This window comes from Labrys sp. (in: a-proteobacteria), assembly GCF_047605565.1.
GTDB classification, from domain to species: domain Bacteria; phylum Pseudomonadota; class Alphaproteobacteria; order Rhizobiales; family Labraceae; genus Labrys; species Labrys neptuniae.
Window position 1 is genome coordinate 45,177 of record NZ_JASGFM010000046.1, and the last position, 10,543, is coordinate 55,719.

The 10,543-nt window shown below is 62.2% G+C and carries 9 protein-coding genes; all 9 read left to right on the top strand.

Features of this window, described 5'->3' with window-relative positions; all coding sequences use genetic code 11:
* The first annotated feature begins 59 nt into the window (after positions 1-59).
* Entirely contained in the window at positions 60-2,117 is a 2,058-nt protein-coding gene (locus QM672_RS28145) for an FUSC family protein (protein ID WP_415086583.1), read from the top strand.
* Between the two features lie 77 nt (positions 2,118-2,194).
* Positions 2,195-2,890 (top strand): acid phosphatase, encoded by a 696-nt coding sequence (locus tag QM672_RS28150; RefSeq protein ID WP_311932993.1) that lies wholly within the window; start codon positions 2,195-2,197, stop codon positions 2,888-2,890.
* A 59-nt stretch (positions 2,891-2,949) separates the two neighbouring features.
* A complete protein-coding gene (locus QM672_RS28155; RefSeq protein ID WP_415086586.1) occupies positions 2,950-3,888 on the top strand; it encodes a site-specific tyrosine recombinase XerD in 939 nt (312 codons plus the stop codon).
* 842 nt (positions 3,889-4,730) lie between these two features.
* Positions 4,731-5,312, top strand: a complete 582-nt coding sequence (rfbC, locus tag QM672_RS28160; protein ID WP_311933048.1) for a dTDP-4-dehydrorhamnose 3,5-epimerase — start codon at positions 4,731-4,733, stop codon at positions 5,310-5,312.
* On the top strand, positions 5,312-6,364 hold the full coding sequence (gene rfbB, locus QM672_RS28165) for a dTDP-glucose 4,6-dehydratase (protein ID WP_311933049.1): 1,053 nt from the start codon (positions 5,312-5,314) through the stop codon (positions 6,362-6,364). The genes rfbC and rfbB overlap by 1 nt, the downstream gene beginning before the upstream one ends.
* Positions 6,365-6,398: 34 nt before the next feature.
* Positions 6,399-7,334 (top strand): dTDP-4-dehydrorhamnose reductase, encoded by a 936-nt coding sequence (gene rfbD, locus QM672_RS28170; protein WP_415086591.1) that lies wholly within the window; start codon positions 6,399-6,401, stop codon positions 7,332-7,334.
* Between the two features lie 53 nt (positions 7,335-7,387).
* Positions 7,388-8,269, top strand: coding sequence for a glucose-1-phosphate thymidylyltransferase RfbA (rfbA, locus tag QM672_RS28175; RefSeq protein ID WP_311932997.1), 882 nt, complete (start codon positions 7,388-7,390; stop codon positions 8,267-8,269).
* Positions 8,270-8,312: 43 nt separating this feature from the next.
* Positions 8,313-9,347 (top strand): hypothetical protein, encoded by a 1,035-nt coding sequence (locus tag QM672_RS28180; RefSeq protein WP_311933000.1) that lies wholly within the window; start codon positions 8,313-8,315, stop codon positions 9,345-9,347.
* A gap of 175 nt (positions 9,348-9,522) precedes the next feature.
* A partial coding sequence (locus QM672_RS28185; protein ID WP_415086588.1) for a Hint domain-containing protein occupies positions 9,523-10,543 on the top strand: 1,021 nt, incomplete at its 3' end.

Genomic DNA, 10,543 nt, shown 5'->3' on the forward strand with positions numbered 1-10,543 from the left:
CATCATCGCGCGCCATGATCGGGTACCAAATCAGCGACAAACCCTGTATGGCCGGTGTGATGCCTCGCTCGAATTTCCTGCCTGCCCGTCCATCGCTCAGCCTGCCGCATCTGGCCATGCCGCCGCGGGCCGACTGGATCTTCGCATTCCGCACCACCGCAGTCGGGCTCGTTGCCCTGGCGATCGCCTATGCGCTCGGGCTTGAACAGCCCCAATGGGCGATGATGACCGTCTATATCGTCAGCCAGCCCGTCGCCGGCATGGTGCTCGCCAAGGGGCTGTTCCGGCTGGCCGGCACGCTGATCGGCGCCCTTGCCTCGGTGGCGATGGTCAAGCTCACGGGCAGCGAGCACCTGTTCTTCCTGGGGCTGCTGGCCGCCTGGATCGGCCTGTGCACCTTCGTGGCCTCGACCCTGCGCAACCCCGAAGCCTATGGGGCGGTACTGGCCGGCTATACGGCCGCCATCATCGGCCTGCCGGCTTTCGACAATCCTCATCTCGTCAACGAACTGGCGGTGGCGCGCTGCATCGAAATCATGCTCGGCATCGTCTGCGCCGGCCTGGCCAGCCGCTTCCTGCTGCCGCAACTCGCGCGCGACGTACTGGTGGAACGGGCCGGCGCCAGCCTCAGGGACATTGCCCGCTATGGGGCCGGTGCGATCGGCGGCACGGCGAAGGCCGAGCTCGACACGCGCTACCAGCGCCTGATCGTCGATATCGAGGCGCTGGCAGGCATGCGCGCCTATGCCCGCCTGGAAGCGCCCAGCCTGGTCACGCATGGGCGCATGGCACGGCACACGATCGGCCACATGCTCTCGGCCATCTCGGCCGTGCACACGCTGCTTGCCCATGCCAGCGCGCCCGATTCGAGCTGGCGCCCGCTGCTCAACCGCATCAGGACCATGCTGGACGGCATCGCCCAGGGCGACTGGCTCACCCAGGATGTCCGCCCCTGGCTGAGGCAGATCGAGGAATTCTGCCGTGAGTCCGAGGCGATGCGTGGCGCACCGCTGCAGCCGCACGAGGACCGCGCCGCGGCGGCGGCTCGCATCACTTTGCTGATCGAGTTCCTTACCGCCATCCGCCAGGTGCTGGAGGGACTGGCCGCCCTGCGGCTGCGGGCGCCCGACCCACCCGGCCAATGGAAGCTGCCGGCCCTCACCATCGATCGCGACTATGAGGTGGCGGCCGTCAACGCCATCAGGGCGGCGATCGCCACCACCATCGTCACCGCCTATTGGATCGCCACGCGCTGGGCCGACCTCGCCGGCGCGGCGGTGATGGTGGCGGTGATGTCGAGCCTGTTCGCCACCATGCCCAATCCGCTGCGGTCGGCCTGGGACTTCCTCAAGGGCACGGCCTATTCGGTGCCGTTCGCCTTCCTGGTCGGCCAGCTCATGCTGCCCCACCTGCCGGGGCTCCCCTGGCTGCTGGCGCTGATCGGGCTGGTGCTGCTGCCGGCGGCGCTGGGCATGGCCAATCCGCGCTTCACGCCGATCGCCACGGCCTTCGCCATCAACTTCCTGCTCTTTCTCAACCCGCGCCAGCCCATGGTGGCCGAGCCCTGGTTGTTCATGAATGCGGCGATCGCGGTGCTTGGCGGTGGGTTGCTCAGCCTTGCCGTGTTCGCCGTGGTGCTGCCCCGCCGGCCGCAAAGCGTGGTCGAGCGCGTGGTCGAGGCTTTCCGGGCCGATCTTACCCGGCTTTGCCTGCATGAGCGCCTGCCCAAGCCTTCGGCTTTCGAGAGCCTTGCCTATGATCGCATCAACCAGCTGATGGCACCGCTGGAGCGCGTGGGCAGCAAGGGCCAATATGTGCTGGACGGGAGCCTGGCCGCGGTGACCATGGGGCTGGAGATCCTGCGCCTGCGCCGCTTCCTGCGCGAAGGCCTGATCGAGCCCGACCATGCCGCCGCCGTCTCGGAGATGCTGGTGCGTGTCGCCGGTCTCCTCGCCATCCGCATTCCGCATGCCAAGCTGTTGCGCGACATGATCGTATCCCTGAGGGGATTGGCGGCCGAGATCGTCAAGGAAACCAGTCCCAACGCGCATCTGCAGGCGGCTGCTTCGCTCAGGGTGATCGCCTTGGCCCTGGAGGATCATCCGCTTTATTTCTGAGCTGCGGCCCGGCAACGTCACGGCGTTGTCATCGACCACTGCCAATCGGACGGCGCCCCCACCCACAGGAGCGCCCCATGCGCACGATTCTCGCCGCTGCCGCCTTGCTGGCTCTTGCTGCCTTCGCCCCCGCGAAGGCCGAGGATGCCAAGCCCTTCACCGATGCGAAGATCATCGATCTCGTCACCATCCTGCCGCCGCCGCCGGCCAAGGACTCCGACAAGACCAAGGCCGAACTAGCCGAGATCCTCACCCTTCAGGTCGAGCGTACGCCGGAGATGGTCGCCCATGCCAAGGCCGACGACGAGGAGACGGTCTGGCGCTTCGCCGGCGAGCTGTTCGGTCCCAAATTCGACAAGGACAAGCTACCCAAATTCTCGGCTTTCTTCGACCGTGTGGTCGAGACGGAGGCGGCTGTCGTCGATCCTGCCAAGAAGATCCTCAACCGGCCGCGCCCGCATATGGTGAGCGATATCGTCAAGCCGGTGGTGAAGCTGTCGAACTCGGGCGCCTATCCCTCCGGCCATACCACGCTGGGCACCTTGATGGGGATCGTCCTCGCCGACATGGTGCCGGAGAAGCGCGCCGAGATCATGGCGCGGGCCTGGGACTATGGCCATAGCCGTCTGGTCGCCGGCATCCACTATCCTTCCGACATCGAGATGGGCCGCATCTCCGGTTCGGTGATCGCCGCAACCATCTTGCGCCAGGATGATTTCAAGGCAGAGTTCGCTCCGGCCAAGACGGAGCTGCGCGCGGCGCTCGGCTATTGAGCGGGTGCCATACGGCGCGGTTTTCCGGCTGTTAACCTCGGTGGGCTTAGGCTGGTGCCATGTCCAAGCCCGCCAGCGACGCTCGCCTGATCAATGCCTTTCTCGACATGGTGTCCGCCGAGCGCGGTGGCGCCGACAACACGCTGCAGGCCTATCGCCGCGATCTCACCGACTATAGTGATTTTCTGAAGGGGCGGGGCGCCGCGATCGCCACGGCGGGCGCCGATGAGGCGCGGGCGCATCTCGCCGCCCTCAGTGATCTCGGCTTCAAGGCGACCACGCTGGCGCGCCATCTGTCGGCGATCCGGCAGTTGCACAAATTCCTCTATGCCGAAGGCTTCCGTACCGATGACCCGACCGGTGTGCTCGACGGGCCGAAGCGTGGGCGTGCCCTTCCCAAGGTACTGGATGTGGCCGAGGTCGATCGCATGCTGGCGGCGGCGGCCGAGGGGATCGAGGATGCTGCCCGTCCATTGTCGGAGCGTCTGAGGGCGGCGCGGATGAGCGCCTTGCTCGAGACGCTTTATGCCTCGGGGCTGCGTGTCTCGGAACTCGTCAGTCTCAAGCGCACCGCGGCGCGGCCCGGGCTCGCCATGCTGAATGTGGTCGGCAAAGGCGCCAAGGAAAGGTTGGTGCCGCTCACCGAAGCGGCCCAGCGAGCCATGCAGGCCTATCTCGGCCTGCTCGCGCAGGCGGGCAGGGAAGGAACTTCGCCCTGGCTGTTCCCGTCCTTCGGCGAGAGCGGCCATCTCACGCGCCAGCATTTCGCGCGGGAACTGAAGATGCTGGCGGCGAGCGTCGGTATTCGTGCCGACCGCATCAGCCCGCACGTGCTGCGTCATGCCTTTGCCAGTCATCTCCTGCAGAACGGCGCGGATCTGCGTTCCGTGCAGATGATGCTCGGCCATGCCGACATCGCGACGACGCAGATCTACACGCATGTGCTGGACGAGCGCGTGAAGTCGATGGTGCGCGATCTGCATCCCCTTGCGGATTGAGACTGCGGCCGGGGGCATTGCGCGTCACCATGGCACCGCCATCCGCGCGGCCGGCCTTGCTGCCTGGTTTCCCGCCCTGCCCCTGATCTTTCGAGCCAGGCGGTAGTATCGGGGCAGCCCACTCGTCGTATGCCGTTGTTTCGCATGCCATTGTTCTTGCGTCTGTGTCCGGAAAGTACTCGGGGGCTGCCAGCCGGAATGCACAACCGATACTACTTCAATTGTTTTGAGCGGGTGGTGGCGCATCTGATTGCGATCAGGTAAACCTTTCAAGTGAAATGAGCGCACCCAAAACACCCGGATAAATCAATAAACTTAAGCAAATGGTGAAATTTTATTATGAAATTTCGAGCATAGTGACAAATTTAAATTATATGATCTGTTGTCATAGAAGAGCTAATTCGATTGATGTTGTCATATCCGCTTAAATATTATTATAATTTAGATTAAATTTATTTTCAGACTTCATCCGATATTTTGAAATGAACCCCTATTTGGAGTATTATTCCCTGGCGTAAATGAACTTACTTGTACGACTTATGTAGTGAAGCGAGTGAGTTGTCCGCAAACTTTCGGGATTTTTGCGGTGTAATTGTATTTTATGTCTGTATATTTTGTATTTGAAAGCAGTATTTTACCTCCCAAAAACTTCTATTTTATGTGTTATATACTAAAATTTAATGACAGTTTTACTTGATTTGAATTCTTGTCGTTTGATTCATGACGTAGATTAATGTAAATCGATTTTTATACTATATTGTTCATTTTGGCTTAAAATATAGACTTGACATGAATGTCTTGCATCAAATACATCATTTAAAGTTCTGGTGAGTGCTAGTATGATGATTGTCGAGCGCCTGGCCATCCCTGAAGTCGTGCGAGTTCGCCCTCGACGTTTTGGTGATGCCCGCGGCTACTTCTCGGAAGTGTTCAGTGCGCGCGGGTTTTGCCAGCAGGTTGCCGAAGTAGAATTCGTTCAGGACAACGAGGCCTTGTCCGGCGCCGCGGGTACGCTGCGAGGCTTGCATTTTCAGCGTTCGCCGATGGCGCAGGGCAAGCTGATTCGTGTCATCCGCGGTGCGATACTCGACGTGGCGGTCGATATCCGCCAGGGCTCGCCGACCTTCGGCAGATATGTCTCGGCCCGCCTGGACGGGGTCGATGGCGACCAGCTGTGGGTGCCTGTCGGCTTCGCCCATGGCTATTGCACGTTGGAGCCGGACACGCTGGTTGCCTACAAGGTCACCAATTACTACAGCCCCGACGACGATGGCGGCATTCTGTGGAATGATCCTGCGATCGGCATCGAATGGCCCGTGCTGCCACAGGGCCCCGTGCTTTCGGCCAAGGACCAGGGGTTGCCGCTCCTGAAAGACTTGCCGGCTCAATTTCATTACAACTCCGAACAGGAAGGTGTCGCATGATGCGTGTTCTGGTGACAGGCGGTGCAGGCTTCATCGGTTCGGCCGTGGTGCGCCTGCTGGTGGGGGAGGGGGACGTCGAGGTGCTCAACTTCGACAAGCTCACCTATGCGGGCAATCCTCATTCTCTGCGCTCGATAGCTGGCTCACGAAATTATCGCTTCATGCGCGGCGACATCACCGACAGGCTGAAGCTGGATGCCGTCATGGCATCTTTTCGCCCGAACGCGGTGATGCATCTGGCCGCCGAAAGCCATGTCGACCGCTCGATCGCCGGAGCCGATGACTTCATCCAGACCAATATCGTGGGGACCTACACCCTGCTGGAAGCGTCGCGCGCCTATTGGCGTACGCTTTCGGGCCGGGAGCGTGACGCGTTCCGTTTCCTGCATGTCTCCACGGACGAGGTCTATGGTTCGCTCGGCAGCGACGGCCTCTTCACCGAGACCACGCGCTATGATCCGAGCTCGCCTTATTCGGCCAGCAAGGCGGCGTCCGACCATCTTGCCCGAGCCTGGATGCGCACCTATGGCCTGCCGGTGCTGATCTCCAACTGCTCGAACAATTACGGCCCGTATCATTTTCCAGAAAAGCTCATCCCGCTCGTCATCCTCAACGCATTGGAGGGACGCACATTGCCGGTCTATGGCGATGGCAGCAATGTGCGTGACTGGCTTTTCGTCGAGGACCACGCCCGTGCCCTGTGGACGATCGTGCGGACGGGCCGGCCGGGAGAGACCTATAATGTCGGTGGGCGCAGCGAGCGCAGCAATCTGAGCGTGGTCGAGACCATTTGCGACGTCCTGGACGGGCTCGTCGCCGGTTCGCGTCCGCGGCGGGATTTGATCGCCTTCGTGCCGGACCGCCCCGGCCATGACCAGCGCTATGCCATCGATGCCGGCAAACTCGAGGCGGATCTGGGCTGGCGCGCCCTCGAGACCTTCGAATCCGGCATCCGGCATACGGTGCAGTGGTATCTCGACAATGATTGGTGGTGGCGCCCGATCCGCTCGGGGGTCTATGCCGGCGAACGGCTGGGGCTCGTCAGCGCCTGAGCCTGCCGGCAGTCCGGATCCAGGAGGTTTCGTGATGCGTATTGTGGTGACGGGCAGGGAAGGGCAGCTGGCTCGCTCTCTGCAGGCCGTTGGCGCATCCTCTGGCGTGGATATCGTCTGTCTCGGCCGGCCCGGGCTCGATCTGGCCGCGCCGGCGAGCATTCCTGAGGCGCTCCTCGCATCCGGGGCGGATGCGGTCATCAATGCCGCCGCCTATACGGCGGTCGACCGGGCCGAGAGCGAACCGGAGAAGGCCCATGCGGTCAACGCCGTCGGCGCAGGGCTCGTCGCGGAGGCCGCGCAACGGCTCGGCGTGCCGATCGTGCATGTCTCGACCGACTATGTCTTCGACGGCGCCGCAGGCCATCCCTATCGCGAGGAGGATCGGGTCTGTCCACTCGGCGCCTATGGTGCATCCAAGCATGAAGGCGAGCTGCGCGTCGCCGCCGCCAATCCGCGCCACGTGATCTGCCGCACCTCGTGGGTCTACTCGCCCCATGGCCAGAATTTCGTGAAGACCATGCTGCGGCTCGCCGGCGAGCGCGACGAGGTCGGCGTCGTCTCCGACCAGTTCGGCTGCCCGACCTATGCCCTCGATCTTGCCGAGACGCTGTTGCGGATCGCCCGGAAGGTCGTCGAGGAGAAGGCGGCGGCCTCACCCTTGTTCGGCGTGTTTCATGTCGCCGGTAGCGGTGAGGCGAGCTGGGCCGATCTCGCCGAGGCGGTGTTTGCGGCATCGGCATCGTCGGGTGGCCCCTCGGCCCGCGTCAGGCACATCGAGACCAAGGACTATCCCACGCCGGCCCGCCGCCCTGCCGATTCAAGGCTGGACACGGCCAGGCTGCAGCAGCGTTACGGCATCGCCTTGCCAGATTGGCACGCCTCGGTCGGCGACTGCGTATCGCGCCTGCAGGCGGGGCGTGCCGGCGCAGGCTCACCCTCTCCCGTTTCTCCTCTTGCTTCGTCCTAACGGCCTTCGCAATCGGCCGCCCGTGGTGTTTTTGATCAAGGAAGTTATTGAGAATGCGCGGTATCATACTGGCCGGCGGCAGTGGCACCCGGCTCTATCCGATGACCAGCATCACCTCCAAGCAGTTGCTGCCGATCTACGACAAGCCGATGATCTATTACCCGCTCAGCACCTTCATGCAGGCGGGTATTCGCGAAATCCTGCTGATTTCCACCCCGCATGACCTGCCGCTGTTCCGCAAGATGCTCGGCGATGGTTCGCAATGGGGCCTGAAGCTGAGCTATGCCGAGCAGCCGCGCCCGGACGGCCTGGCCCAGGCCTTCGTGATCGGGGCCGACTTCGTGGCGGGCGAGCCTTCGGCGCTCATCCTGGGCGACAATCTGTTTTATGGGGCCGGCCTGCCCGGCCTGATGCGCTCTGCCGTCTCCCGCCGCGAGGGGGCCACCGTGTTCGCCTATCACGTCACCGATCCCGAGCGCTATGGCGTGGTCGGCTTCGACGAAAAGGCGGTGGCGACCTCGATCGAGGAGAAGCCCAGGCAGCCCAAATCCAACTGGGCGGTGACGGGGCTGTATTTCTACGATGCCGAGGTGGTCGACATCGCCCGGACCATCAAGCCCTCGGCGCGCGGCGAGTATGAGATCACCGACGTCAACCGCATCTATATGGAGCGAGGCAGCCTGCATGTGGAGCGCATGCGGCGGGGCTATGCCTGGCTCGACACCGGCACGCCCGACAGCCTGCTGCAGGCCGCCGAGTTCGTGCGCGTGCTCGAGCACCGGCAGGGCGTGCGCCTGGCCTGCCCGGAGGAGATCGCCTTTTCCAGCGGCTGGATCGATGCCGATCAACTGCGCCACCTCGCCAAGAAGGTCGAGAACAGCAGCTACGGCAAATATCTCCTGCGGGTGCTGGAGGAAGAGTCGCTCCTGTGGTGAGGCCCGTGCGGCCGAAAAACCAGCTTGGAAATCGGGCGAGGACATGCTGTTCAACATCGAATCGGACGAGGGCGGCGAGATCACCGGCTATGTCGTCCCGGACGATTTCGAGAAGACGCCGATCCTGCATGTCCTCGTCGACGGCCAGGTGGCGGCCCGCATCCGCTGCAGCGAGCCGCGCCCGGCCCTGGTCACGGCGGGGCGCCACCTCAACGGCCTGTGCGGCTTCCTGCTCAACGATGCCAATGTGCCCGGCCTCGGCGCCATGCGCTATGTCGAAGTGGTGGACGAGGAAAGCGGCATCCTGATCTATCGCCGCAATCTGGACGCTCCCGGCCTGCCCAACCGTCTGTTCCGGCTGGAGACCCATCTGTTTCCGCTCTGGGGGCTCGATGCGGCGCTCAAGCAGCATTTCAACTATTTCCACCGCGGCATCGAGCGGCTGGGAAGCGAGACGGCGACCCAGATCTTCCATTTGTTGAACACCACCTCGCTCTATGTCAGCGGGCGGCTCACGCTCAGGCAATATGACGCGCTGATTCATGAGCGCTTCACCTGGGTGACCCTGCTGCACGATCCCTATTACGAACTGGCCGAGCGGCTGATGGCCCTCAAGCTGGTACCCAAATATGGCGATGCCCTGCTGGGCCAGCGCGATCTCTCCGTTTTCAAGCCCGCCATCGATTTCGTCGCCGACCTCGAGACGGACGAGGAGGGATTGGTGAAGGCCTTCGCCGAGATGCCGGGTCCGGTGATTTCAATCCTGTCCAACCCGCTTGCGCGCCAGCTTGCTGCCGAGGGCTTCGACGCGCTGTTGCCGCGCGGCGCCGTGGCGACGGCACTCGCCAATCTTGCCAGCGCCGGGGTTGTCGGCATTCGCGAACGGCCGCATGTCTTCGCCGAGGACCTCGAACAGATCATGCGCATGCCGCAGGGCGCCGTGCAGATCGCGCCCCTGCTGCCGCCGGTCCAGGCCCTGGCGGAACGGCTGCGCAGGCTGCCCGAGACCGAGGTGCTGCTCGAGGCCGATCTCGACATCTACGGCCAAGTCAAGGCGGCGGTCGCAGGCGGCGGCTGACAGGGTCGAAGAAATGCGGTTTGCGCATCGCCTGTCGACATGTTGGCAGTCGCGAGTTTATGTTTGCGCAAAACAAACTTTTCGTGCTATTTCAAAAGGCGTACACGATACCTAATCGGAAGTACGGGTGGCCGTGGGGGACAGGCCGGAATTCCGACGGATGCAGGAGGAATGAATGCCTATTTTCGGACCCAACGCTGGCGGCGTCAGCTATGACATCAGCAATCCGGATATTCTTGGACAAAGCGACGTTACTATCTCGGGCGGCGCACTCAACGGTACCGTCTTAAATAACGTACCTGGCGGTAACATCATCACGACCACTGGCGGTTCCGCGGGCGCTCTCGTAAGCCTTGGAAGTGTTTATGTTGTCGCGCCCGGTGTAGCCAACAGTAACGTTAATATCCTGGCCGCGGTTGGCCCGCAGACAATTTATGTTGGTGGTACTACCACGATCAATAGTACGCTTGCTCTTCTTAGCGGTACTCAAATCAATGTTACCGGTGGCTCTGCCAGTCTTGCTGATGGAATCTTGGCAAATGCCCTGAGCAGTTCAACGGTGAATTTGACGGATGGTGGCTCGTTCACCAATGGGAATAATCTTGCCAACGTGTTGACCGGTACGACCATCAACTATGGCGTCGGTGGCGGTACCTTTACTGTCAATGGCGGCGGAACGCTGATCGATCTCTCAAATACGACGATCAACGGCTTTGCGACCAACAATGGTCTGAACCATCTGGAGTTCCAGAATACTTCGGCTGCGGCAGCTACCTATCAGATTTCGAATACGGGTAGCGGACAGAGCATTGTGGTTCGTGATGCCAACGGCAACATCATCGCGCAAGCCAATATCGCAGGCCAGACGCTCAACACCGGCACGTACACCCCTGGCGATCCAGGCCCACTGACCATCAGTGGTGACGGCACGAGCCTGACTATCACCGACTTGGCCGTTGTCTGCTTCCTCGCTGGCACGCTCATCCGTACGGCCACAGGCGAAGTCGCAGTCGAGAAGATCAAGGTCGGCTATGAGATCTATGTGTCCGTCGACGGCAAGGATGAACTGCGTCCCGTGACGTGGATTGGATCGGGGCATGTGATGAGCAATCCCTCGCGTCCCATGGATATGGGCGGCTACCCCGTCCGCATCCTCAAGGATGCGATCGCCGAAGGCGTGCCCTATCAGGATCTGC